The organism is Thalassospira marina (genome assembly GCF_002844375.1).
Classification (GTDB): Bacteria; Pseudomonadota; Alphaproteobacteria; order Rhodospirillales; family Thalassospiraceae; genus Thalassospira; species Thalassospira marina.
This window is the reverse complement of the sequence record NZ_CP024199.1, coordinates 4,215,123-4,239,580: the sequence shown is the minus strand read 5'-3', so window position 1 is coordinate 4,239,580 and position 24,458 is coordinate 4,215,123. Positions and strand designations below refer to the sequence as shown.

The 24,458-nt window shown below is 55.9% G+C and carries 21 protein-coding genes; 10 read left to right on the top strand and 11 right to left on the bottom strand.

All coding sequences use genetic code 11. The features are described 5' to 3' along the window. Positions 1 to 127: 127 nt before the first annotated feature. Together CSC3H3_RS19255 and CSC3H3_RS19250 are read right to left on the bottom strand one after the other, a co-directional pair. Entirely contained in the window at positions 128 to 982 is an 855-nt protein-coding gene (locus tag CSC3H3_RS19255) for a SirB1 family protein (protein ID WP_245881395.1), read from the bottom strand. Positions 983 to 1,146: 164 nt separating this feature from the next. Next, positions 1,147 to 1,809, bottom strand: a complete 663-nt coding sequence (locus CSC3H3_RS19250) for a BON domain-containing protein (RefSeq protein ID WP_101265197.1) — start codon at positions 1,807 to 1,809, stop codon at positions 1,147 to 1,149. A gap of 404 nt (positions 1,810 to 2,213) precedes the next feature. Here CSC3H3_RS19250 and CSC3H3_RS19245 point away from each other — a divergent pair, with 404 nt between their 5' ends. Next, positions 2,214 to 3,236: an aldo/keto reductase gene (locus tag CSC3H3_RS19245; protein WP_101285883.1), complete on the top strand. Its 1,023-nt coding sequence runs from the start codon at positions 2,214 to 2,216 to the stop codon at positions 3,234 to 3,236. Positions 3,237 to 3,342: 106 nt separating this feature from the next. Here CSC3H3_RS19245 and CSC3H3_RS19240 read toward each other — a convergent pair whose 3' ends face one another. Continuing rightward, entirely contained in the window at positions 3,343 to 4,224 is an 882-nt protein-coding gene (locus CSC3H3_RS19240; protein ID WP_101285882.1) for an AraC family transcriptional regulator, read from the bottom strand. A 39-nt stretch (positions 4,225 to 4,263) separates the two neighbouring features. On the opposite strand from CSC3H3_RS19240, the gene CSC3H3_RS19235 reads away from it, so the two are divergent. Then, positions 4,264 to 4,671: a DUF2000 family protein gene (locus CSC3H3_RS19235; RefSeq protein WP_101265192.1), complete on the top strand. Its 408-nt coding sequence runs from the start codon at positions 4,264 to 4,266 to the stop codon at positions 4,669 to 4,671. A 140-nt stretch (positions 4,672 to 4,811) separates the two neighbouring features. On the opposite strand, the gene CSC3H3_RS19230 is transcribed toward CSC3H3_RS19235, so the two are convergent. After that, positions 4,812 to 5,300 carry a YraN family protein gene (locus CSC3H3_RS19230; protein ID WP_101285881.1) on the bottom strand — a complete coding sequence of 163 codons (489 nt, stop codon included), beginning with the start codon at positions 5,298 to 5,300 and terminating at the stop codon, positions 4,812 to 4,814. 5 nt (positions 5,301 to 5,305) lie between these two features. Next, positions 5,306 to 6,328 (bottom strand): 16S rRNA (cytidine(1402)-2'-O)-methyltransferase, encoded by a 1,023-nt coding sequence (gene rsmI / locus CSC3H3_RS19225; RefSeq protein WP_101286332.1) that lies wholly within the window; start codon positions 6,326 to 6,328, stop codon positions 5,306 to 5,308. A 2-nt stretch (positions 6,329 to 6,330) separates the two neighbouring features. Between rsmI and CSC3H3_RS19220 the strand changes: the two genes are divergently transcribed. Beyond that, positions 6,331 to 7,671 (top strand): penicillin-binding protein activator, encoded by a 1,341-nt coding sequence (locus tag CSC3H3_RS19220; protein ID WP_245881188.1) that lies wholly within the window; start codon positions 6,331 to 6,333, stop codon positions 7,669 to 7,671. A 95-nt stretch (positions 7,672 to 7,766) separates the two neighbouring features. On the opposite strand, the gene nth is transcribed toward CSC3H3_RS19220, so the two are convergent. Further along, complete coding sequence (gene nth, locus CSC3H3_RS19215) at positions 7,767 to 8,408, bottom strand: endonuclease III (protein WP_101265596.1); 642 nt, start codon at positions 8,406 to 8,408, stop codon at positions 7,767 to 7,769. 391 nt (positions 8,409 to 8,799) lie between these two features. Between nth and CSC3H3_RS19210 the strand changes: the two genes are divergently transcribed. The 3 genes from CSC3H3_RS19210 to dnaJ all read left to right on the top strand — a co-directional run bounded on the left by CSC3H3_RS19210 (position 8,800) and on the right by dnaJ (position 12,787). Further along, positions 8,800 to 9,291, top strand: a complete 492-nt coding sequence (locus tag CSC3H3_RS19210; RefSeq protein WP_101285879.1) for a DUF2244 domain-containing protein — start codon at positions 8,800 to 8,802, stop codon at positions 9,289 to 9,291. A 315-nt stretch (positions 9,292 to 9,606) separates the two neighbouring features. Beyond that, positions 9,607 to 11,523: a molecular chaperone DnaK gene (gene dnaK, locus CSC3H3_RS19205; RefSeq protein WP_101285878.1), complete on the top strand. Its 1,917-nt coding sequence runs from the start codon at positions 9,607 to 9,609 to the stop codon at positions 11,521 to 11,523. Between the two features lie 115 nt (positions 11,524 to 11,638). Beyond that, entirely contained in the window at positions 11,639 to 12,787 is a 1,149-nt protein-coding gene (gene dnaJ, locus CSC3H3_RS19200) for a molecular chaperone DnaJ (protein ID WP_101285877.1), read from the top strand. A 145-nt stretch (positions 12,788 to 12,932) separates the two neighbouring features. On the opposite strand, the gene CSC3H3_RS19195 is transcribed toward dnaJ, so the two are convergent. Beyond that, on the bottom strand, positions 12,933 to 13,835 hold the full coding sequence (locus tag CSC3H3_RS19195) for an NAD(P)/FAD-dependent oxidoreductase (protein WP_101285876.1): 903 nt from the start codon (positions 13,833 to 13,835) through the stop codon (positions 12,933 to 12,935). Positions 13,836 to 14,002: 167 nt separating this feature from the next. Between CSC3H3_RS19195 and CSC3H3_RS19190 the strand changes: the two genes are divergently transcribed. Then, positions 14,003 to 14,518, top strand: coding sequence for an Rrf2 family transcriptional regulator (locus tag CSC3H3_RS19190; RefSeq protein WP_101285875.1), 516 nt, complete (start codon positions 14,003 to 14,005; stop codon positions 14,516 to 14,518). A gap of 76 nt (positions 14,519 to 14,594) precedes the next feature. Here the strand turns inward: CSC3H3_RS19190 and CSC3H3_RS19185 are convergent, their stop codons facing one another. After that, complete coding sequence (locus CSC3H3_RS19185) at positions 14,595 to 15,503, bottom strand: LysR family transcriptional regulator (protein ID WP_101285874.1); 909 nt, start codon at positions 15,501 to 15,503, stop codon at positions 14,595 to 14,597. Between the two features lie 94 nt (positions 15,504 to 15,597). Between CSC3H3_RS19185 and CSC3H3_RS19180 the strand changes: the two genes are divergently transcribed. Continuing rightward, on the top strand, positions 15,598 to 16,497 hold the full coding sequence (locus CSC3H3_RS19180; protein ID WP_101285873.1) for an aldo/keto reductase family oxidoreductase: 900 nt from the start codon (positions 15,598 to 15,600) through the stop codon (positions 16,495 to 16,497). A 228-nt stretch (positions 16,498 to 16,725) separates the two neighbouring features. Beyond that, entirely contained in the window at positions 16,726 to 17,526 is an 801-nt protein-coding gene (gene dapB / locus CSC3H3_RS19175; protein ID WP_101285872.1) for a 4-hydroxy-tetrahydrodipicolinate reductase, read from the top strand. Positions 17,527 to 17,744: 218 nt separating this feature from the next. On the opposite strand, the gene CSC3H3_RS19170 is transcribed toward dapB, so the two are convergent. Together CSC3H3_RS19170 and polA are read right to left on the bottom strand one after the other, a co-directional pair. Then, positions 17,745 to 18,809, bottom strand: coding sequence for a substrate-binding periplasmic protein (locus tag CSC3H3_RS19170; protein WP_101285871.1), 1,065 nt, complete (start codon positions 18,807 to 18,809; stop codon positions 17,745 to 17,747). Positions 18,810 to 19,076: 267 nt separating this feature from the next. Continuing rightward, complete coding sequence (polA, locus tag CSC3H3_RS19165; protein WP_101285870.1) at positions 19,077 to 21,899, bottom strand: DNA polymerase I; 2,823 nt, start codon at positions 21,897 to 21,899, stop codon at positions 19,077 to 19,079. Positions 21,900 to 22,081: 182 nt separating this feature from the next. On the opposite strand from polA, the gene CSC3H3_RS19160 reads away from it, so the two are divergent. Then, a complete protein-coding gene (locus tag CSC3H3_RS19160; protein ID WP_215907531.1) occupies positions 22,082 to 22,939 on the top strand; it encodes a hypothetical protein in 858 nt (285 codons plus the stop codon). A gap of 208 nt (positions 22,940 to 23,147) precedes the next feature. On the opposite strand, the gene CSC3H3_RS19155 is transcribed toward CSC3H3_RS19160, so the two are convergent. After that, positions 23,148 to 24,458 carry a bifunctional folylpolyglutamate synthase/dihydrofolate synthase gene (locus CSC3H3_RS19155; protein WP_101285869.1) on the bottom strand — a complete coding sequence of 437 codons (1,311 nt, stop codon included), beginning with the start codon at positions 24,456 to 24,458 and terminating at the stop codon, positions 23,148 to 23,150.

Here is a 24,458-nt window from a genome sequence, read left to right as displayed (position 1 = left end):
AGGCTCAAACGCGCCATGAAAAGTCAGTGATACATTTTGGATAATAGGTGAAGCATTCACGTTTCACTTTGCGCGTCATCACGCCGAATAACCATAGGTTGGTGCAATCCGCCCTAAGCCGGTGTTATCAGACGGGCGATGGATCATCTGACGGGGCAGGTTGTTTGCTGCCATTGGCATTATCCGAACCGCAGGATTTGGGCGGGTGAAAGGGGATGACGGTGTCATCTGTGTCCTTGGCATCGCCCTGTTTTGCTGCGTCTGGTTCAATACCGGCAATCCTGTCGCGCAATTCGGCGGCGAGGGTTTTGATGCGTTGTTGGTGGCGGGGGTCGTGATTTAGTCTCAGGAACTGTTCAAACGCGGCAAGGGCCTTTTCATCGTTATTCAGGCGCGCATGCAGCGTGCCAGCCTGGTGCCACAGGCCCGGTTCGTCGGGCGCGATGATCAGGCAGCGTTCAAGAATGGTGGTGGCATAGGCAAGGTCGCCACTGCGCAGTGCGCGAACCTTGATATTGTTTTGCAGGCGCAACAAAATCGTCTGGTCGGTTGCTTCGCGGTAATGTTCGGGCTGTAATTCGGCATCCAGGCCCTGAAACGCCTTCAGTAATTCACGCAGTTCAGCCGCACCCAGCACAATGCCGTTATGAAAAGGGTCAATCAGGACACGTTCGCCACTGGCTTCAAGGCGCAACAGGAAATGGCCGGGGAAATCGATGCCTGTCATATCCAGCCCGCAGCGCGCCGCAGCATGCAGATAGAGCAACGCCAGCGCAACAGGCAGGCCGCGCTTGCGGTCGATCACGCACATTAGATTGGCGTTTTCGGTATCGTCGTAATTTTCTTCGTCCCCCTGAAAACCATGATGGCCAGGAATGACATTTTGCAGAGCTATTGCAAGGTCCATCACGCGTGGCGGAGTGCCATTTGATGCTGTGGCATCGGCAATCGAGCGTTCAAGATCGGCGCAGATATCATCCAGACGGGCGAAATAGGGTGCGATGTCGCGTTCGGGCCGGTCAAGGCTGGCCAGATACAGGGCGGCTTCGGCGGCGGTTGCATCGGGGTATTCACCCGCAACATAGGATGCCAGCCATTCCAGGGCCGTTTTGTGGCGGTCCGTATCGGTGATGACGCCTGCGATATCTAGGTCCTCTTGCGTGTGGGATCGTCCTTCAGGCGGACGAAATTAACGACTCTTTTAACATAACTCGTTGCGCGCACATGCGAAATAACCCGATCAAGTTCGTCCCTGTTCTGGGCAATGCCCATCAGGTAAACGGTGCCGTCAACGGTTTCTATATTGTAGTTAATGGCATAAACCCGGCTGTCAAACATCAGCGCGGTTTTTATGCGGGTGCTGATCAGAAGGTCGTTTGCCGTATCAACCAGGCCAATTTCCTTGCCGACCTGCAATTGGTTGATCACACGTTTGACCCCGTCGGTCTGCCAGGCGATTTCAACGGCCTTCATTTCGACCGCATCACTGGGAACCCGCCCTGCCAGCAGGACTTCGCCTTCGACAACCTCGATTTCGATATCGACAAACATGTTTTTGTCGACCTCTAGGTACTTGCGCCAAAGGTTGGCATTAATCGCATTGTCACTGACCGAGTTTTTAAACCCGCGTTCCTGCATTGCTGCCACCCCGGCCGTGGCCCCGGCCCCCACCACAAGGGATGTGCATCCCCCTGTCGCCAGAAGGATGGTCGCAAGAAACAGGCCGCTGCAAACCCGCAACGCCCTTTTGTGCCTGATATGCGTTTTTCCCGGGTCGTGATGATTGCCCGGTTTGGAAATAGACGTCATTGAACTACCTGTCCGCCCCATTACAAAAGCCACTATGCGCCAGGTATGTTAAAGAGTTTTAAAAAAGCGCGATCATTGACGGATAGCCGGTGATTGTGTCGGCCTGTTTTGCCGGGTTTTGCGGCCTGTGACCGGGCACAGAACGCAGCATGGTGTTAAATGCTGCGAAATGCGGCGATGAAATAATCCGATCCGATCCTTGCCTGATCCTCCTGGCCCCATTGCCAGCCCCGGGGATGGGGTTATGTTTTGGCCTGTTATTTTGTTGTGAGTACCGGCTTGTCGCTGTTTTGTGGCGGCCTTGTCCCGTACGTTTCCCAAAGGGCCTTTGCCTTTGGGGTGCGGTGACAGAATTTATACAGGGCCGGTGCCTGTTTCTTTCCCGTCAAGAAAGGACTGAACCGTTGAAATATAACAAACTTGGTCAAACAGGGCTTTTCGTCTCGGAACTGTGCCTGGGCACCATGACATTTGGTGGTCAGGGTGGGATGTGGCAGAAAATCGGCTCGGTTTCACAAAAAGATGCCGATGATCTGGTCAAAACAGCCGTTGATGCCGGTATCAATTTCATCGACACCGCCAATATCTATTCCGAGGGGCTGTCTGAACAAATTACCGGGCAGGCGTTGAAAAATCTGGGCATTGCGCGCGACGAAGTTGCTATCGCGACCAAGGTTTTTGGCCGCATGGGCAGCAATGTCAATTCCACCGGGGCGTCGCGTTATCACATTATGGATCAGGTCAAAGGCAGCCTGAAGCGCCTGCAGCTTGACCATATCGACCTTTACCAGATTCACGGGTTTGATAACGAAACCCCGATCGAGGAAACCATCGAGGCGCTTGATACCCTGGTGAAGCAGGGACATGTCCGCTATATCGGTGTTTCCAACTGGGCAGCCTGGCAGATCGTCAAGGGGCTGGGAATTTCCGAACGTAAAAATCTGGCGCGGTTTGCTTCGCTTCAGGCCTATTACACGCTGGCCGGGCGCGACCTTGAACGCGAAATCGTGCCGATGCTGAAATCGGAAAATGTTGGTCTGATGGTTTGGAGCCCGCTGGCAGGTGGCCTGTTAAGTGGCAAATATGACCGCAATAACGAAACCGATGGCGATGGCCGCCGGGCCAGCTTTGACTTCCCGCCGGTAAACCGTGATCGCGCCTATGACTGCATCGATGCGATGCGCGTGGTGGCAAAGGCCCATGAATGCAGTGTCGCCCAGATCGCGCTTGCCTGGCTTTTGCATCAGCAGGCGGTAACCAGCGTGATTGTGGGTGCCAAACGCACCGAACAGCTTGAAGATAATATCAAGGCAACCGGCATCAAACTGACCGGTGCGGACCTTGAGGCCCTTAATGCCGTGAGCGCCCTGCCAGCGGAATATCCCGGCTGGATGTTTGAACGCCAGGGCGGGTATCGCCAGGGTTGATACATAGCAACCAGGACCTTTATTGATTTTGAAAACCGGCAGATTGTGGATCGATCTGCCGGTTTTTTATTGGCACCGGGTGTGTGCAGTTCCGGTTTGAAGGCTGTTATTGCGCGGGGAAAAGCTGGTGCGGGCGGATCATTTCGGCCCAGCGGCCCGGCGTAATGCCAAAGGCCTGTTTGAAATGGCGGTTAAGGTGGCTTTGATCGGCAAAGCCGGTATCGGCGGCAATCCCGGCAAGGGGTTCGCCCTGCGCAATCAGGGTTTTGGCCTGCTGCAGGCGGCGCATCACCAAAAAGCGGTGCGGTGTGGTGGCGTAACAGGCCTTGAATTGCCGGATCAATGTATAGCGGTCCAACCCGGTGACATCTTCCAGATCGGTGGAATTGATGGTTTCGGCGGTGTTTGCTTCCAGAAATTCGCGGGCGCGTTCCAGTCGGGGAAAAGCGAGCTTTTTGCTGCGGCGAATCGGCTGTTTGGCGTGGCGTGACAGCCCTTCTGCGACCGAGCAGACAAACTGGTCGATCAGCAATTCATCAAAATTGCTGTCAAGATGGGCCAGCATTTCCAGAAGGGTGGCAGACAGGGCGGCGTCAGAAAAAACCGGCTGGGCGACAAAGGGCAGGCTGGGGGCATTTTCGCCCAGACCGCGCCATAACAGGGCCGGGTCGAGATAGAGCATACGATAGCGCAAACCGGCCTCGGTCCCGGCACCGCCATCATGGGTTTCATCGGGATGCAGGACGATGATATTGCCCGGCTGGCTGAATTGCCTGGCACCCCGATACGAAAATGTTTGCACCCCATGCAGGGTTACACCCAGCGCATAGGTATCGTGGCGGTGGGGGGCGAACATGTCGCCGTAAAACTGGGCTTCGATCCGTTCAATGCCGGGCAGGGCCGGTGCGGTCAAAAACCGTTCTCGGACGGTCTGGTTGCACAAACGTTCAATACCGCCGGTATCGGGGGAGGTTAAAAGCGTGGTCATCCTTTTCCCCTTTCACCTTTCATGCGGAATACGACGTTCATGTTTGATACCAAAGTTGCCATCATATTGCGAAATGACCTGGAAAGCTGGCAATCCCTGAATGTGACCGCCTTTTTGATGAGCGGCATTATCGCGAAGTTCCCCGAAATCATCGGTGATGATTATGTGGACCGCAATGGCAATAAATACAATCCCATGTCAGTACAGCCCGCCATCGTGCTGGCAGCCGACCAGGCGACGATGGGCAAAATCCATAATCGCATTATCGAGCGCGGTGTGCCCGCATCCCTTTATATCGAGGAAATGTTTGCCACCGGCCATGATGCCGCCAATCGCGAGGTTTTTGGCCAGTTTGCGCCCGATGACGCCAAAGTGGTAGGCATTGCCCTGCGGGCGGAAAAGCGTGTGGCCGATAAAATCACCAAAGGGGCAAAGATGCATCCGTAATTGGCGGGAATTGGCGGGCAGGCAAATGCCGGTTTGGGCAAATTCAAACGGGCCGGGCGATGTGCGTCCGGCCTTTGTTTTTTTGGGGGTAATTGCCGAAGCGGAACCGTGGTGACATTGTGGTGACAAGGTCAGGCGACCTATCCCATCCACACATTGATGTGATGGTGGAGGCGCCACCAGTTGCCCACCGTCATGACATCCATACGCAAGTCGCCATCATGGCTGTTCCGCGCGGCAAAGGCCTGCAGGCTTTGGGCGATGCGGGCCTGCTGGCGGGGTGTAATGGCAAACAGGGCATCGGCGCTGTTTTTGCGATATTTGACCTCGATTGCGACAAGGACATTGCCTTTGCGCGCAATGATATCAATTTCGCCGCCCGGCCCGCGATAACGCCGGGCAAGAATGCGGTATCCTTTTATCCCCAACCACAGGCAACACAGGCTTTCGGCATGGCGGCCGGATTTTTCCGCGCGGATGCGGGGCTGGCTTGGTTGGTGTGTGGGCTTGTGCGGATGGTTGGGTGAACCGGGCAATACGGAATGCGCATTGGCCCGGTTTTGCCGAAAATCATCGTCGGGTTCACCGGGCCGGGATTGTGGGGTGGGGCCTTTGGGTGGCTTCCCCATGATGGTTATTTATCCTGGTCCTGTTGGCCCAGTTCCAGGGCACGGTTGTAAAGGTCGCGTTTTTTAAGGCCGGTTTCGCGCGCCAGAATATCGGCAGCTTCCTTGGTGCGGTGGTTTTGCAAAAGCTCGCGCAGGCGGGTATCGATATCCTCGGCCGAGGGTTCGTCCGAACCCGCGGGGGCCGGGCCAACCACAATGACGACCTCGCCTTTGGGTGCGCCGGCCTCGTCATAGTGGCTGGCGAGATCGCCAAGGGTGCCGGGGCGGATTTCTTCGAACAGTTTGGTCAGTTCGCGGGCGACGGCAGCAGGGCGGCTTGCCCCCAGGCAATCGGCCATGTCGCGCAGCGACGCGGCAAGCCGTTTGGGGCTTTCAAGAAAGATCAGCGAACCGGGGATCGGGGCAAAGCGGGTCAGTTCCTTTTGCCGGGCCATCGATTTGGGTGGCAGAAAACCGGCATAGAAGAAATGGTCGCTGGGCAGACCCGACAAAATCAGCGCGACAATCGGGGAACAAGCACCGGGGGCCGTCGTTACGGTAAAGCCTGTCGTCTGACAGTCACGCACCAGTTTGTATCCGGGATCATTGATCAGCGGGGTTCCGGCATCGGAAATCAGGGCAATAGCCTGCCCTTTGCCCAGCCGGTCCATGATTTCCGGGCGCATTTTTTCGGCGTTATGTTCGTGATAGGCAATACGTTTGGTCTTTATGCCGAAACGTGACAAAAGCTTGCCCGATGTGCGGGTGTCCTCGCACAAAATAATTTCGGCCCGTTTAAGGATATCGACCGCACGAAACGTAATATCGCCCAAATTTCCAATTGGAGTAGCAACCAAGTAGAGCCCGGCCGATAATGGCAGGGTTTTGTCATTCCCTGTTTGATCCGGTTTACTTGCCGGATCGCCCGCATTACCCTGCGAAGAAATAACGCCATTGGGAGGTGAAGAGAGTGGGTTTTCCGAAACTTCATCCGTCTGCGACGAGGAACGGGAATTCGGCGTGGCGCCGGTTTGCGTGCCGGACGGCATCTGTGTTGGTCCTTTCGCTGGGGCTGGGCGCGTGCAGTACGGACCTGACTAACACGGAATCAGATCGTGAGCTAGCGCCGGTTGTCACCAATAATGGCCCGGATGCGGCCACGCGTGCGCCCAACCAGGGCCTGATTGGTGAACCCAGCCCGTTTGATGGCATGCCCGGCGACGGGCAGGTGCTGTCAGGCATTTATAATGATGAAGCCGCCACCACGGATAAACGTGTGGCATTGCTGCTGCCATTGTCGGGCCCGCATGGGGATTTGGGCCGGGCGATGCGCCATGCCGCCGAACTGGCCCTGTTTGACGCTGCGGCAGATGATTTCGTCCTGATGCCGATTGATACCGAAGCCAGCTATGAAGGCGGGCGACTGGCGGCGCAAAAGGCGATCAATGCCGGTGCCAAGCTGATTTTGGGGCCGTTATTTTCTGACTCGGTCAATGGGGCTGGCGAAGTTGCCAAACAGGCCCATGTGCCGGTCTTATCCTTTTCCAACAATATCCGCGCGGCCGAACCCGGCGTTTGGGTGAATGGCCTGTCGCCGGAAGATCAGATCAAACGCGCGGCAACCTATGCCGTCAGCCAGGGCAAATACAGCTTTGCCGCCCTGCTGCCGCAAAACGAATATGGCCGGCAGATTTCATCGTCGCTGGACCGTATCGTGACCGAGGCGGGCGGGCGTTTGGGCCAGGTATCGTTTTACCAGCCCGGCAGCGATGCCATGGAACAGACGGTGAAGGATTTTGCCGAATATAACCAGCGCCATGCGGCCCTGGTTGCGCGCAAGGCCCAGCTAGAAGCCGATGGTTCCAGCGCGTCCCAGCGTGCCCTGCAACGTCTGGCCGGGCTTGATACCCTGGGCGACCCGGATTTCAACGCCCTGATTCTGCCGACCACGGGCGGGGACCTGCGCCAGGTTTCGGCCCTGCTGGCCTATTTCGATGTTGATCCGAACAATGTGCAATATATCGGGACGTTTGGCTGGAATGATTCGAGCCTGTTTGCCGAACCAGCCCTGAATGGTGGTATTTTTGCTGCCCCGGAACCGGGCAACTGGCAGGCGTTTTCGTCGCGCTATAAACGTACATTTGGCTCGGAACCGCCGCGTATTGCCAGCCTGGCCTATGACAGTGCGGCACTGGCGGCCGTGTTGGCCGGGTCAGATCAGGGCATTACGATGGATGGCTTAACGAATGTGACCGGTTTTTCGGGCATTGATGGTGTTTTCCGCCTGAATGCCGATGGCCGCACCCAGCGTGGCTATGCCGTGATGCAGATTTCGCGCAGCGGGGCAAAAATGATCAGCCCGGCACCGGCATCGTTTGACGCGGTTTTTTAATGCGGGTTTCGGGGCTGCCTGATGGCCCCGGATACTAAACGATCCGATATGTCCTTTGGGGTTTGTCCCCGATGGTTTGCAAGGCACCCGCCCGGTTATTCCGCGGCGGGTGTTTTGTCTTTGAAATTGCACAGATCGGCGACAATGCAGTCCGGGCAGCGTGGGGTGCGCGCCTTGCAGATATAACGGCCATGCAGGATCATCCAGTGATGGGAATGCTGGATAAATTTTGTCGGTATTTTCTTTTGCAGGGCCTTTTCAACGGCAAGCGGGGTTGTGCCCTTGGCCATGCCCGTACGGTTGCCAAGCCGGAAGATATGGGTATCGACCGCGATGGTGGGTTCGCCAAAGGCAATATTGCGCACCACATTTGCGGTTTTGCGGCCAACGCCGGGCAATTCTTCCAGTGCTTCCTGGTCGTTGGGTACGACGCCATTATGTTTATCGACCAGTATTTGCGCCGCCGCCATGATGTTTTTGGCCTTGCCGCGATAAAGGCCGATGGTGCGGACATGGCTGATCAGGGCTTCTTCGCCAAGATCAAGCATATCCTGCGGGGTGGCGACAATTTCAAACAGCTTTTTGGTTGCCTTGTTGACCCCGACATCGGTCGCCTGTGCGGACAGGGCCACGGCAACCAGCAATGTGTAAACATTGGTGTAATCCAGCTCGCCTTTCGGTTCCGGGTCGGCATCTGACAGGCGCTGGAAGAATTCTTCTATGGCGGCTTTGCTCATCGGGCGGGACATCGGGATCTCTGCTTTTTGTTTTGGGGCGCGCGATTGGCCGTGTGCGGGCGGCCTTTTGTTTTATCGATCATTTATAGGCCCGACAAAGGGCAAGGTCGATTTTTGTTTGCGATCAGACTGGAGTGATTCCAGAATTCACTGCATCATGGGTTTTGGAACGGGCCAGTGCCTTTGCAATGGTCCATGCCAGCGTGAAGCGCAAGCCAATGCAGATTTGCCCATTTGGGCAGGATGAAAATTGCGCCCCGTAACCGCGATAAACCCCGCGTCGTACTATATCGCATCATTTCATACCGTGAGGTGATGGTTTGATGGCTGGTCGAGAAGCTGACGGCAAGATTGGCAGGGAAGCGGATATGCGGGCGCAGGAAATGATGCAATGCCAAGATTGCCACGAACCGAAAAACCGGTTTTTAAAACAGACCTGCATCCGCAGCGCTCGCTGACACGGCGTGGCGCGCGCAGGCTTGTCTTATGTGTGGGCGGGGTGACGACATCGCTGGGGTTTTTGTTCTGGTCGATGGGGGCCTGGCCGATTGCCGGTTTTATGGGGGTGGATGTTGCGCTTTTGTCTTTTGCGTTCCATTTGAACTTCGAAGCGGCGCGCTGCGGTGAAATTATTGAATTGCGGCGCAGCGTTTTGCGGCTGACACGGATTTCGGCGCGCGGCAAGCGCGAGGAGTTCGACTTTCAGACCTACTGGCTGCAGGTGGTGTTAAAGCCGCTTGATGAAACCCGCCATATGCTGGTTTTGCGAAGCCATGGGCGCGAGGTTGAGATTGCACCTTTTCTGGGCGAGGAGGCGAAACAGGAACTGGCACAAACCCTGCGGGAGAAGCTCCTGATCTGCCGGAATGGCCTGCCGGCATAGGATTTGGCAGGCAAACGGCTTTTGGCCGTGCAGCATGGAAAAAAGGTGTTTTTCTGCCCCTGATGGCGGAAAATGCCCCGGCGGAATGCGACTTTGTGACAAGTTGTGGCCGTCCCGGGGCAGTTTGTGATGAAAAAACCGTCAAAAATCCCCATTTTGACGGCTTGCGACTTTGTTTTGACTTTCATATATAGGTGCGCGGGGTGATTGCCCCGTGATTACACGTTATTACAACCAATTGGTCCCAGGAGGTCCTGCGCGGCGCTTCAAGGCGAAGGCTGCGGGACGGGCCGGCCGCTAAAAGAGGAACGAATTATGGGCAAGATTATCGGTATTGACCTTGGCACCACCAACTCCTGCGTTGCAGTGATGGATGGTAAGGAAGGCCGGGTTATCGAAAACAGTGAAGGTGCACGCACCACCCCGTCGATGGTGGCCTTTACCAATGACGGCGAACGCCTTGTCGGTCAGCCGGCGAAACGCCAGGCCGTGACCAACCCGGAAAACACCCTGTTTGCGATCAAGCGCCTGATCGGCCGCCGCATGGGTGACCCGGAAGTCGAAAAAGATAAAGACCTCGTCCCGTACAAAATCGTTGGCGGTGAAAACGGCGACGCATGGGTTGAAGTCAATGGCGAGAAAATGGCCCCGAGCCAGATTTCCGCAATGATCCTGCAGAAGATGAAAGAAACTGCCGAAGCCCATCTGGGTGAGCCGGTAACCGAAGCGGTTATTACCGTTCCGGCCTATTTCAACGATTCGCAGCGTCAGGCAACCAAGGATGCCGGTAAAATTGCCGGTCTTGAAGTCAAACGTATCATCAACGAACCGACCGCTGCTGCCCTGGCTTATGGCCTGGACAAAAAAGACGGCGGCACCGTTGTTGTTTATGACCTTGGCGGTGGTACCTTTGACGTGTCGGTTCTTGAAATCGGCGACGGCGTTTTTGAAGTCAAATCGACCAATGGCGATACCTTCCTTGGTGGTGAAGACTTTGACAAACAGATCATTGATTACCTTGCTGACGAGTTCAAAAAAGAACAGCAGATCGACCTTCGCAAGGACCGTCTGGCCCTGCAGCGCCTGAAAGAGGCTGCTGAAAAAGCCAAGATCGAACTGTCGTCTTCGATGCAGACCGAAGTGAACCTGCCGTTCATCACTGCTGACCAGTCCGGTCCGAAGCACCTGAATGTCAAACTCAGCCGTGCGAAGCTTGAAGCACTGGTGGGCGATCTGATCGAACGCACCATTACGCCCTGTAAGGCAGCGCTGAAGGATGCCGGTATTTCTGCTGGCGAAATTGACGACGTTATCCTGGTTGGCGGCATGACCCGTATGCCGAAGGTCCAGGAACGCGTTAAGGAATTCTTTGGTCGTGAACCGCATAAGGGTGTGAACCCGGACGAAGTTGTGGCCCTTGGTGCCGCGATTCAGGGTGGTGTCTTGCAGGGTGACGTCAAAGACGTTCTGCTGCTCGACGTGACCCCGCTGTCGCTGGGTATTGAAACCCTTGGCGGTGTGTTCACCCGTCTGATCGACCGTAACACCACCATCCCGACCCGCAAGTCGCAGACTTTCTCGACCGCGGAAGACAACCAGACCGCTGTAACCATCCGCGTGTTCCAGGGTGAACGCGAAATGGCTGCAGACAACAAGATGCTGGGTCAGTTTGACCTGGTTGGCCTGCCGACCGCGCCGCGCGGCGTACCGCAGATCGAAGTCACCTTTGACATCGACGCCAACGGTATCGTCAATGTTTCGGCCAAGGACAAGGCAACCAACAAGGAACAGCAGATCCGTATCCAGGCATCTGGTGGTCTGTCGGATGACGAAATCGAAAAGATGGTCAAGGATGCGGAATCCAATGCCGAAGGCGATAAAAAGCGCAAGGCACTGGTCGAAGCCCGCAACCAGGCCGAAGCCATCATTCATTCGACCGAAAAGAACATCGCCGAACATGGTGACAAGGTTGATGCCAACACCAAGTCCATGATCGAAGATGCCCTGGCAGCCCTGAAGGAAGCCAAGGACGGTGAAGATGCAGATGCCATCAACGCCAAGGTCAATGAATTGCAGCAGGCTTCGATGAAGCTTGGCGAAGCCATGTATCAGGCGCAGCAGGCCGAAGAAGGCGATGCTGGCGATGCGGGTGCTTCTACTGAAGGCAAGGCCGACGATGGTGTTGTCGATGCCGACTTTGAAGAAGTCGACGACAGCAAGAAAGACAAGTAAGACGACCGGTGCGGTCGTCATGCACGCCGCCCTGTAACTCGTGACGGGCCGTTCAGCACTCATATCTTATGTTATGAAAAGTGCGGACGGCCCGCCCGTATTTCCGGAGTAACGGATGGCGAAACAGGATTATTACGAGCTTTTGGGCGTGAGCAAGGATGCCAGCGCAGCCGAGCTCAAGAGCGCCTATCGTAAAATGGCAGTGAAGTATCACCCCGATAAAAACCCGGGCGATACGGCTGCCGAAGCAAAATTCAAAGAAGTCAGCGAAGCCTATGACGTCTTAAAGGACGCGGATAAACGCGCTGCCTATGACCGGTTTGGTCATGCCGCCTTTGAACAGGGTGGTGCAGGTGGCGGCGGTCCGTTTGGTGGCGGTGGCTTTGGTGGTTTCGGCGGCGGCGGCTTTGCCGACGTTTTCGACGAAATCTTTGGTGCCATGGGTGGTGGCGGCCGTCGTGGCAGTTCGCCCAATCGCGGTGCCGACCTGCGCTATAACATGGCGATTTCGCTGGAAGATGCCTTCCAGGGTAAAAAGTCGGAAATCACGATTCCCGGTTCGGTACAGTGTGATGCCTGTGATGGCAGCGGTGCCGAGGCTGGCTCCCAGCCGGTAACCTGCCCGACCTGTAATGGTCATGGTAAGGTGCGCGCCCAGCAGGGTTTCTTCACCATCGAACGTACCTGTCCGTCCTGTCATGGGCAGGGCAAGATCGTTAAAAACCCGTGCAAGGTTTGCCACGGTGCCGGTCGTGTTGAAAAACAGAAAAACCTGCAGGTTACCATTCCTGCCGGTGTTGAAGACGGCACGCGCATCCGCCTTGCAGGCGAGGGCGAAGCCGGTGCCCATAATGCACCGTCGGGTGATCTGTATATCTTCCTCGATATTCAGCCGCATCGTTTCTTCCAGCGTGACGGGGCGAACCTGCATTGCCGCATTCCGATTCCGATGACCAAGGCAGCCCTTGGCGGCACCATCGAGGTGCCGACCATCGAAGGGACGCGGACGCGCATCAATATCCCGGCCGGGACACAGTCGGGCCAGCAATTGCGCCTGCGGGGCAAGGGCATGACTGTTCTGCGGTCCCAGGCGCGCGGCGACATGTTTGTCGAAGTCAGCGTGGAAACGCCGGTGCATCTGTCCGAGCGGCAGAAGGAACTGTTGCGCGAATTTGACGATATTTCGCGCGAAGAAGGCAGCCACCCCGAATCCGAAGGTTTCTTTTCCAAGATGAAAGAAATCTGGAAAGACCTGACGGATTAAGGAACCGGCTTTGCCGCCTGAAAAGGTTCAACCCCCTGCAGCGATGTTGCAGGGGGTTTTCTTTTGCGGGTTTGGGCGTGGCGGTTTGATGCTTTGTCCGTCGTGATGCAGGCTGCCGGGATGCCTATGAGCAATACCGCCGGAATCAGGCGTCATCCCAGAAGATCAGGCAGTGATGGGTGGCTGTCCCGGCCCGAACGCCATTGCCAACCGCCAGCCCGACCGAACCCGCCGCAATCATGGCATCGCCACAGGCAAAAACGCCGGGAATGGTGGTTTCCATCATCGCATCGGTTTGCACAAAGGGGCCAAGCGGACCATCGGCAAAGGCACAGCCAAGCTGGGTGGGGATGGCTGATGTGATGGCAGTTCTGGTTTGGATCAGCAAACCGGCCAGGGGAATGTCGCGACCATCGACCAGACGCACATTTGTCCGGTCCCCGGTGATTTCGGCAACGGGGGTGCGTTCCAGTGTCACCTTGCGACGGGCAAGCTGGGATAACTGGATGTCGGTCGGGTCAAAGGCGTTATTGAGGAAAAAGGTGGTGGGCCCCCAGTCAGGCAGCATCAGGGCCTGATGCATGGCGAGTTCGGAACTGGCCAGAACACCAACCGGTTGCTGATCCATTTCATAGCCATGGCAATAGGGGCAGTGAAAAACGCTGTCGCCCCAGCGTTCGGCCAGGCCGGGAAGGTCTGGCAGGGTATCGGTCACGCCGGTTGCGAGAATGAGGGTGCGTGAAACATGGCTTTGCCCGGCTTCGGTGGTGATCTTAAACAGCCGGCCCATCCGTTCGGCCGATTGGGCCAGGGTATTTTCCCAGCTTAGCGTTGGATATTTCAAAAGCTGGGCGCGCGAAATGGCGATGATGTCATCGGGGCTGGAGCCATCATGCCCCAGAAAGCCGTGGGAATGGCGGGCAAAACGGTTACGGCGCACATTGCCATCCAGCACCAGGACTTTCTGGCGGGCACGCGCCAGTTGCAGGGCAGCGGACATTCCCGCAAAGCTGCCGCCAATGATGATCGTATCAAAATCGTGTTGCATGGGATTTCCTTCCATCCGGTGGTAGGACCACCATTTTCGATCCGTGTTTACGTAACTTATGAAGTTTCATAAACACGGAAGGTGATAGAGGGTCAAGAAATTTGTAACTTTATTTGTTACGTGGTGGTGAATTTGCTATAGCTGCATCACGCGAACAGGAGAATGCAATGAGACAGGATCACCGGCTGTCACGGGTGTTACATGTGATGATTCATTTGGACCGGCACCGCCGCCACGCCACATCCGATGAGATCGCCATGATGTTGCGCACCAACCCGGTTGTGGTGCGCCGGACATTGGGCGGGCTTAAAAAGTCCGGTCTGGTGTCATCGGAAAAGGGCCATGGCGGTGGTTGGCAACTGGCGCGCGACCTAGCCGATATTACCTTGCGCGATATTTATAACGCGCTGGGTGAACCGCCCCTGTTTGCCATTGGCAATGCCGATGAACAGCCAAGCTGCCTGGTTGAACAGGCGGTGAATGACGCGATAGATGACACGCTTGATCTGGCGCGAACCATGATGCTGGATCGCTTTGCCGCCATTACACTGGCCGATATTGCGGCTGATTTTGACCATCGCCTGCAGGACTACCCGGAAGAAGCCCGTCGGTTTGGGCATATCCGCGATGATGGTGAAGCAGCAGCAGAAAATGTTAGCCATGAAGGCAGCAAAACTGCCTAGGCACCGTTGCGAAAGCCTGGTGTTGGTGCGGGCCGGGACGTGTGCGCAAACAGCCAGGCAGGCAATGGTCGGAATGCTATTTTTGTAGCGGCCAGGCACGGACGAAATCGATAAATGCCCGTAAGGGCGAGGGGACCAGCCTGCGTCCCGGATAATAAAGCTTGGGACCGGGAAAAGATGGCCACCATTCTTCAAGAATTGGCACCAGCGAGCCATCTTTGAAAAAGGGCGTCAGCCAGTCTTCAAACAGATAGATGATGCCAATGCCGCCTTTGGCGACATCCACGGCAAGGTCGGTGCCGCCACCCGGACGCATGATAAACGGGCCTTTAACGGCAACTTCCAGGGTTTGGTCATCTTTTTCAAATTCCCACGGGAACATGGCACCGCTGGCAAAACGCCCGCGAATGCAGGGGTGATCAAGCAAATCCTGCGGGTGTTGGGGCGTTCCATTACGTGCAAGATAATCGGGCGAGGCAGCTGCTGCGAATCGCTGTTTTCGTGGGCCGATGGGAATGGCGATCATGTCCTGTTCCAGGCGTTCGTCATAGCGGATCCCGGCATCGCAGCCTTCCGCCATTAAATCGACAAAGCTTTCTTCGGTAATGATTTCCAGCAGGATTTCGGGATATTTCGCCAGAAAGGCCGGGATGATTTCGGGCAGGGCCAGGCGCGCCGCACTGACGGGAATATTCAGCCGCAAGGTGCCTGCCGGGCGGTCGCGATAGCCATTTACCACATCCAGGGCATTGGCAACTTCGCCCAATGCCGGTTCCAGCCGGGCTAACAGGCCATTGCCCGCCGCGGTCAGGGCGACGCTGCGTGTGGTGCGGTTAAACAGGCGCACCCCAAGGCGTGTTTCAAGGCGGCGAATCGCATCGCTAAGCGCAGATGCGCTGCCGCCACTCAGGCGTGCCCCCTCGCGAAAACCACCCGCGCGTGCAACCGTCAGAAAGGCATTCAGATCACCAAGATCAATATCCATTGTGCGTAATCCCGTACAAGCTGTTCAGATTGTGCCCAATTGTCGATCAGTGTTGCAAGCATTAGCTTTGGGTCAGCCAGAAAGGAGATTTCCAATGTCCATCATCGATAAATCAGGAACGTTTGAATTTGCCGGCCATACGGTAAAGCGCATGGGTTATGGTGCCATGCAGCTTGCCGGGCCCGGTGTGTTTGGCCCGCCGCGTGACCCCAAGGCGGCAGAACAGGTTTTGCATGCCGCCATGGAAGCGGGCATCAACCATATCGACACCAGCGATTTTTATGGCCCGCACGTTACCAACCAGATCATTCGCAAGGCCTTGCACCCCTATCAGGATGATTTGCTGATCGTGACCAAAATTTCGGCGCGGCGCGATGAAACCGGTGCGTGGTTGCCTGCCATGTCGCCAGCCGAACTGACCCAGGCAGTGCATGACAATTTGCGCAATCTGGGCCTGGATTGCCTGGAGGTTGTCAATTTCCGTAGCATGCATGGCATTCATGGTCCGGCAGAAGGATCAATCGCCGAACCGCTTTCGGTTTTGGCAGACCTTAAAAAGCAGGGCCTGATTCGCCATTTGGGGCTTAGCAATGTTACCCCGACACAAATTCGCGAAGGCATGGGCATCACCGACATTGTATGCGTGCAGAACCAGTATAATCTGGCGCATCGCCATGATGATGCGATGATCGATGATCTGGCAAAACAGAACATCGCCTATGTGCCGTTCTTCCCGCTGGGTGGTTTTTCACCGCTGCAATCACAGATTCTGTCAGATATTGCCGCGCGCCTTGAACTGACGCCGATGCAGGTTGCACTGGCCTGGCTGCTGCAACGTTCGCCCAATATCCTGCTGATTCCCGGCACGTCATCGGTTGCCCATTTGCAGGAAAACATTGCGGCATCGGGTGTCGAGCTTTCGGCGCAAACTGTTGCCGAACTTGATGGCGTCTGGGAAGCAGCCAAAGCCGCCCCGGCGGCGGACCATCATTGATCAGGTGTGACTGATATGATGGCGGGGCATATCGGTTAGTGAACCGGTATATCCGCCCAATTGGAATGTAAGGGGGGATGCGCGGGCATCGCCCCTTTTTTTCAGGGTGATATTTGCGGTTTTCCACATGTTTCTTCATGTTTCTGCGCGGTTCCCGTCGTTTCATCGGCTGGCACGATGTGCTAAAGCAAATGGCATATGAACGGATTTGCCTGCAGGAGGCCAAAAATGAAAATCGGAATCGTCGGCTGTGCCGGACGTATGGGACGGATGCTGGTGGTGGAAACGTCCAAAACCAGTGGCTGCGAAATTGGCGGGGGTACCGACCTTCCCGGTGGGGCCTTTGTTGGCAAAGATGTCGCGCTGATCGCCGGGCTGGAAGAAGCCGGCATTGCCATCGGTGATGACCCCAAGGCCCTGTTTAATGAAGTTGATGCGGTCATCGACTTTACCGCCCCGGCTGCAACCATGAAGCATGCCGAACTGGCCGCCGAAACTGGAACGGTGCTGGTGATCGGCACCACGGGCCTGTCTGCCGACCAGAAAGAAGGGTTGAAAAAGGCTGCCGAAAAAACCGCAATCGTTTTTGCCCCGAATATGAGTGTCGGCGTCAATCTCGCCTTTGCGCTGGTCGAGAAGGTTGCTGCGATCCTTGATAAGGACACGGCCGATATCGAAATTGTGGAAATGCATCACAAGCACAAGGTTGATGCACCGTCCGGCACCGCTTTGGGCCTGGGCGAGGCGGCGGCACGCGGGCGTGGTGTTGCGCTTGAGGATGTTGCCGTACGATCCCGCGATGGCCATACCGGCGCACGCGAAGACGGGGCAATCGGCTTTGCCACCCTGCGCGGCGGCGATGTGGTTGGCGATCACACCGTTATTTTTGCCTGCGATGGCGAACGCATCGAAATCACGCACAAGGCATCCTCGCGCGAGGTATTTGCCAAGGGTGCGGTTCGTGCGGCGAAATGGGCCTATGGCAAGGAAGCAGGCCTGTATTCCATGCAGGATATTCTTGGCCTGTAAAACTGCAGGGCACGCGGGCATGGCATGAGGGCAAGTTTGCCTGATGCCTAAAGCCGCGTCATACCGGAATAGATGATTTTAGGAAACGGGGGTGCCGGAAGGCGGCCCCGTTTTTTGTTCACGTCGGAAACTGCAATTAATTCAATATAGAGATAAATAGATACATCTATATGTAAATATGTTGCAAGCAGGAAGGCAGATAATTAACAGGATAAACCCTATCGGCTGACGCATTCATGGCCGTTATCGCAACTGGCAAGGCCCAGTTCGTAATTGAAAATCTGGCGCAGATTGGCCCCTTCGGCGGTGTTTTTGAACGCGATATATAACCCCTTATTGGCCAGCGCCGTTTCGTGAAACCGGTAGGATGGAATGACCTGGTGGAATTCCCGGTAACTGTCGAGCAGATATTCCATCACCAGCTTGTCCATGACGGCAACATCCACCCGGCCGGTGCGCAACAGGCGCAGCAGGGTTAAATCATCATTGGCTTCGACAGTGCGCAATTTGCCCGTGGCGACCATGAAATCAAAGGCGGAGGTGTTGGCATATCCGGCAACCACGCCAATAGACATGTCCTGTAAATCGTTCAGGGTTTTCCAGTCAAATAACTGGTTGTGATAAACGACAAAACCCACCGGGCTGAAACTGATCGGGGCGGAAAGCAGGACATCGTCGATATTTTCGCGGTCCTTATAAACCGGGAAAACGCCATCAATATCGGGATCGGTGTGAAAGGCCTGCAGGGCCCGCCGCCAGGGCAAAACGGTGATGTGGGTCTCGATATCAGCGGCGGCAAAGGTGGCGCTTATCGTGCTGCTGCTCAGTCCGAAATCGGTCAGATCTTCGCCGGAATAGGGCGGCCATTCGGTGGTGACCAGTTCGATTTTGCGGGGCTTGTTCGGGCTGGCGGCGGGGTCGGCTTTGGTGCCATCCGCACTGCCATTTTGCGAATCCTGCATCGGGGCCGGATTGGTTGGGGCCGTATCGGATGGCTTAGGGGTACCCGATTGCGATTTTGCGCTCTGGGCTGCCGAGGTGTGCTCATCTGATGATGTGGTATCTGGGGCGCCTGTATTGGGCGCGCTATTGTTATCGCCTTCCGTCACAACGGCATCGGCCAGTTCAACAGGGGCGGCAAGCACCGGACCGGATGCCGGAAACAGGAAGGTCAGGGCGAAAAGCACCGCCAGGGTGAAAGAAACGTGGTGGCGTTTGGGGCGGGGCAGGATGGTGTCCGGGCAATATGCGCCTTTATTCGGGGTGCAGTCATTTGCATGCAAGCCGCCGAAATCCGATGGTCGTTGTCTGAGGTTCAGAAAGTCCAATCGGGCAAACAGTCTCACGAATATCCCATCCCCATTCGCGTGAAACAGCAACGTAATGGTAGCGATATTGTTGAAGATGGGAAGTATTTTAAAACTTCACAGGGAAGAAGATGTTTTATTACAAAAAATCCCCCGTGATTTACAAGATCACGGGGGATTTATATGTTTTTGCTAAATTAGAACGACTTAAGTATTTGCCGTTATCTATCGCAATAGTAGCAATTAATGTGCATCAGCCCAGCTATCGCCAATGCCGGCATCGGCAATAAGCGGCACGGAAAGGCTGGCGGCATTTTCCATCACATCGCGAATGACTTTTACCGCCTGTTCGGTTTCCGCTTCCGGGGCTTCAAAGATCAGTTCGTCGTGGACCTGCAACAGCATGCGGGTTTTAAGGCCAGCATCTTGCAGGGCGCCGGGAACCGCGATCATGGCGCGTTTGATGATATCGGCTGCACCGCCCTGGATCGGGGCGTTGATGGCCGCACGTTCGCCAAAGCTGCGGCGCATGCCGTTTTTATCATTGATGCCATTGATGAAAATCTTACGGCCAAACAGGGTACGCACCATGCCATGGGTTTTGGCAAATTCTTTGGCGCGGTCCATGTAATCGCGGATGCCGGGATAGATTTCAAAATAGGCTTCGATGAATTCCTTGGCTTCTTTTTGCGGAATGCCAAGCTGGTTGGCGAGGCCAAAGGCCGAAATACCGTAAATGATGCCAAAGTTGATTGCCTTGGCCTTGCGGCGCACCATCGGGTCCATGCCTTCGATGGGTACACCAAACACCTTTGAGGCGGTCGAGGCGTGAATATCCTCGCCATTTTTAAAGGCATTGCGCAGGGCATCGATTTCGGCAACATGGGCCAGAAGGCGCAGTTCGATTTGCGAATAGTCAGCCGAAATCAGCTTGCAGCCTTTATCGGCGATAAAGGCTGTACGGATTTTGCGGCCTTCTTCGCTGCGGATCGGAATGTTCTGCAGGTTCGGATCATTGGAAGACAGGCGGCCGGTATTGACGTTGGTCTGCCCATAGCTGGTGTGCACACGCCCGGTTTGCGGGTTGATGTGGTTTGCCAGCGCGTCGGTATAGGTGCTTTTGAGCTTGGACAGCTGGCGCCATTCCAAAAGCCGTTCAGGCAGGTCGTGGCCCTGTGCGGCCAGGGCTTCAAGCACATCGGCACCGGTTTGCCAGGCGCCGGTTTTGGTTTTTTTGCCGCCCGGCAGGCTCATTTTCTCAAACAGGATTTCGCCTAGCTGCTTGGGGCTGCCAAGGTTAAAGGTTTCGCCCGCCATTTCATGAATGGTTGTTTCAAGCGCAGCCATACGGGTGGCAAAGTCCGATGACAGGTCGCGCAGCTTGTCGGCATCGACCTTAACGCCCAACGCTTCCATCTTTGCCAGAACCGGCACCAGCGGACGGTCCAGCGTTTCATAAACGCTGGCCATATGTTCCTGGGCGATGCGCGGCTTTAACAGCCGATGCAGACGCAGGGTGATATCGGCATCCTCGGCGGCGTAATCGAGCGCCTTGTCCAGCGGGACCTGGTCAAAGGTAAGCTGGTTTTTGCCCGTACCTGCGACATCGGTAAATTTGATGGTTTTATAGCCTAGATGCAGATCCGCCAGTTCATCCATGCCATGCCCGTGGCTGGTGCCATCAAGCACATAGGACAGAACCATGGTGTCATCAATCGGGGCAACATCGATGCCGTGACGGGCAAAGATGATTTTATCATATTTGATATTCTGCCCGATCTTCAGAACCCCGCGATCTTCAAGCAGGGGTTTTAAAAGCTCGATTGTGCGTTTGACCGGGATCTGTTTGGGGATGTCGGCAGTTTCTTTGTCACCGGCAGGGTCGCTGCCAAAATCAAACCCGCCCTGGGCGGCTTTGGGTTCGGTTTCTTCGTCGCCCATGCCATGCGTCAGCGGGATGTAGCAAGCCTCGCCGGGTTTCACGGCGATGGAAATACCAACCAGTCGCGCCTGATGGGCATTAAGCGACGTGGTTTCGGTATCAACCGCCAGAACGCCTTCATAATCGGCCTTGGCGATCCATTTTTTCAGGCTTTCTTCATCCTGGACCAGTTCATATTCGGCCTTGGTGACACTGACGTCATTCACGCCGGTACCGGCTTCGGTGATACCATTTTCATCAACGGTACCGCCAAATTTGGCCTTTACCTTTGATGTCAGCGATTTGAAGCCATGGGTCGCGATAAAGGATAGCAGTACATCGGCATCGGGTTCGCGCAGGTCAAAATCATCGACCGGGAGGGTGACGGGCACATCGGTTTTCAGACGGACCAGATCGCGCGAAACGCGGGCCATATCGGCATTTTCCAGCAGCTTTTCACGGCGTTTCGGCTGCTTAATTTCACCGGCGCGTTCCAGAAGCGTATCCAGATCGCCATATTCGGTAATCAGCTGGGCGGCGGTTTTAACGCCAATTCCGGGCACACCGGGCACGTTATCGACCGGGTCGCCAGCCAGGGCCTGCACATCAATGACCTTGTCAGGTGCGACGCCAAATTTTTCCATCACCTCGTCTGCGCGAATGGTGCGGTTTTTCATCGCATCAAACATTTCGACACGGTCAGTCACAAGCTGCATCAGGTCCTTATCCGAGGACACGATGATCACATCGGCACCCTGTTCGGCGGCCTGGCGGGCATAGGTTGCGATCAGGTCGTCGGCTTCATAGCCTTCAAGTTCGATCGAGGGCAGGTTAAAGGCCCGCACGGCATCGCGGATCAGGCCAAACTGGGGGATCAGCTCTTCCGGGGGGGGCGGACGGTGTGCCTTGTAATCCGGATAAAAATCGTTGCGGAACGATTTGCCCTTGGTATCGAAAATTACCGCCATATGATCGGGGCGGGTATCTTCGCGCAGCTTCATCAGCATGGTGCAAAAGCCATAAACGGCATTGACGGGGGTTCCGTCGGGGCTGTTCATGGGCGGCAATGCGTGAAACGCGCGGAAAATAAAGCCGGACCCGTCAACCAGGACGACGCGGCGGGGAGGCTGGGCAGTATCGGTCATACGATGGATGCTCGTTTTTCTCGATGAATTGGGTGGCCCGCAGAATGCCGCATACGGTGCGAGAAGTCGAGTAGTGCGAGGCCGAATTGTCGGCAACCGTGCTTTGTGCTGACAATAACGGGTCAGCCTTGTTATGGTTCGGGAATGGATGGGTTATATGCTTTGTGGGGGAAAAGGCATACGTGAAACGGCGCGACGAAAAATCTGTGAATAAACGCGGTGAAAAACCCGTTTATCAACCGTTCGGCAAAGGGGTCGAGGCGGCAGGGCTTTCGCGCGAAATCACCGATGACATGAAACTTTCCCACCGTCGCAAAACCCGCAAAAAAGGGGCGAAGGGCAAAAATCGTGGCCGACGCAAGACCGACCAGGAAAGCTGGCTGTCGCGTGGGCCGATTTTACGCGTCCTTCTAACGCTCATTCTGTTTGGCGGGGCGTTACACGGGCTGTTTCGCGCCTTTGGCATTTATGAACGGAACCAAAGCCTGTCAAACGGTGACCAGTTTGTGCTGCTGATCAAGCTTCTGGTTTTTGTCACGCTGATGCATCTGTTTTATTTGATGCTGATGCATTACCGGCCGATCCGGTCCAAGGTGCGGGGGCTGTTTTTTATGGCGCTGGCGCCTGTGGCGGCCGTGTGCATTTTCATGATTTACGGCGGTGCTGGCATGTTTGGCAGCTTCATCCCGATATTGCAGTTTCTGACACTGACCATCGGTGTGGGTGGCTTTATTTTGTATGTGGTCGCCTATACGTGGTTTTCGGGTAAATCGGTGCGCCGCCGCGAAAGCCCGCCTTTCGATGATGGCAATGACCCTAACGCAGGTGCCAGCCAGACAAATTACCGCGAAGGTCGTGGCGGCAGGGCAGGTGATGCAGGTAATGCAGGTAATGCAGGTGGTGCAGGCACCGGCCGTACTGGTTCGACGCGGGCAAATATGCAAAACCGCCATAACGGTTTGGGTGTGGGGCCTGTAACCGGCAACCGGCCTGGGCGTGCTGCGGGCGGTGGAAAAACCCTTGCTACCGTGCGGCGCTAGGACGCGGACAGGGCGGTGATCATGGCGATGGATTGGCGCAAAAATCCAACTATCGGACCATCCCGAACGGCCTTTCAAGCCCTTCAAATCCTCAGAAAACGCTACATCCATACCAGTTGGTATGTTTTAATGCATTGATATGTAAAGAAAACTGCAAAGGCAGCTTTTGGGGCTGCCTTTTGATGCTTTGGCGGGAAATTCGGGCTGATCAGGAATGATCGGCCAGCACATGCCCGGCAAGGTAGAGCGATCCTAGGATCAACACGCGCTTGATATTGCAAAAATCATTTCGCAATGACAACAAAGCCTCCTCAACCCCGTCCGCCGGTTTGGAGGGAATATTGAGACTGGTGCCGGTTTCGGCGATATGGGCTGCTGAATGGGACTGGTGTTCATCGCCGGGGATGACAACACCGGCCAGACCATCGACCAGGGACGCGATATAGCCGAGGAAGGCCCCAGCATCACGGTTGGACAGCATGCCGGTAATGACCACTGTTTCCCCGTCAACCGGATTGCGTTTAAGCCAGTCGGCAATGACGGCGGCCGCCGCGATATTATGCCCGCCATCCACAACCAGTTCGGCACCGTCTGGCAGGGATTTAAGCATTGGCCCTTTGGTCAGGCGTTGCAGGCGGGCAGGCCAGCTTGCATTGCGAAGGCCACGGCCGATTGTTTCGAAATCGATATTATCCTGCCCGGCAGGGGTGATTCCGGCTGTGCGGGCGGCAACCGTTGCCACCATCGCATTCACATATTGATGGCGCCCGGGCAGGGCCGGGGCAGGCAGGCGCACGGCATCGCCATTGATATGGATGTCAAAACCATCGTCATCTTCGGCGGTGATGGCGAAATTGGTGACAAGCGGCGTATTGACCTTGCCAGCATGGCGCACCAGCACATCAAAGGCGGGCAGCATTTGCGGCGCAATGACACAGGGCGTGCCGGTTTTCATGATACCGGCTTTCTGGAAGGCGATTTTTTCAACCGTGTCGCCCAGAAATGCCTGATGGTCGATTGATACTGGGGTAATCACACACAGGGCCGGATGGGGCAGCACGTTGGTTGCGTCATAGCGCCCGCCAAGCCCGGTTTCGAGCAACAGCACATCGGCCTCGACCCGTGAATAGGCCAGGAAAGCTGCTGCCTGTGTGATTTCAAAATAGGTGATCTGCGCGCCGCCATTGATGCGTTCGACTTCTTCAAGCAGGTCGCACAGTTCGTCTTCGCTGATCTGTTTGCCCGCCAGAACGATCCGTTCATGGAAGGTAACAAGATGCGGCGAGGTCGAGGTATGGACCCGCAGGCCCGCTGCCTCGTAGATCGCGCGCAAATAGGCAAGGGTCGAACCCTTGCCATTTGTGCCGGCGATATGGATGACTGGCGGAAGTTTGAGGTGCGGATCGCCCAGTTTCTGCAACAAGGTTGCAATTCGGCCCAGTGATAAATCAATTATCTTTGGGTGAAGCAGGCCGAGTCGGCCAAGAATGGCGCTGCTTCGCGATGGAGGCACCTGCAT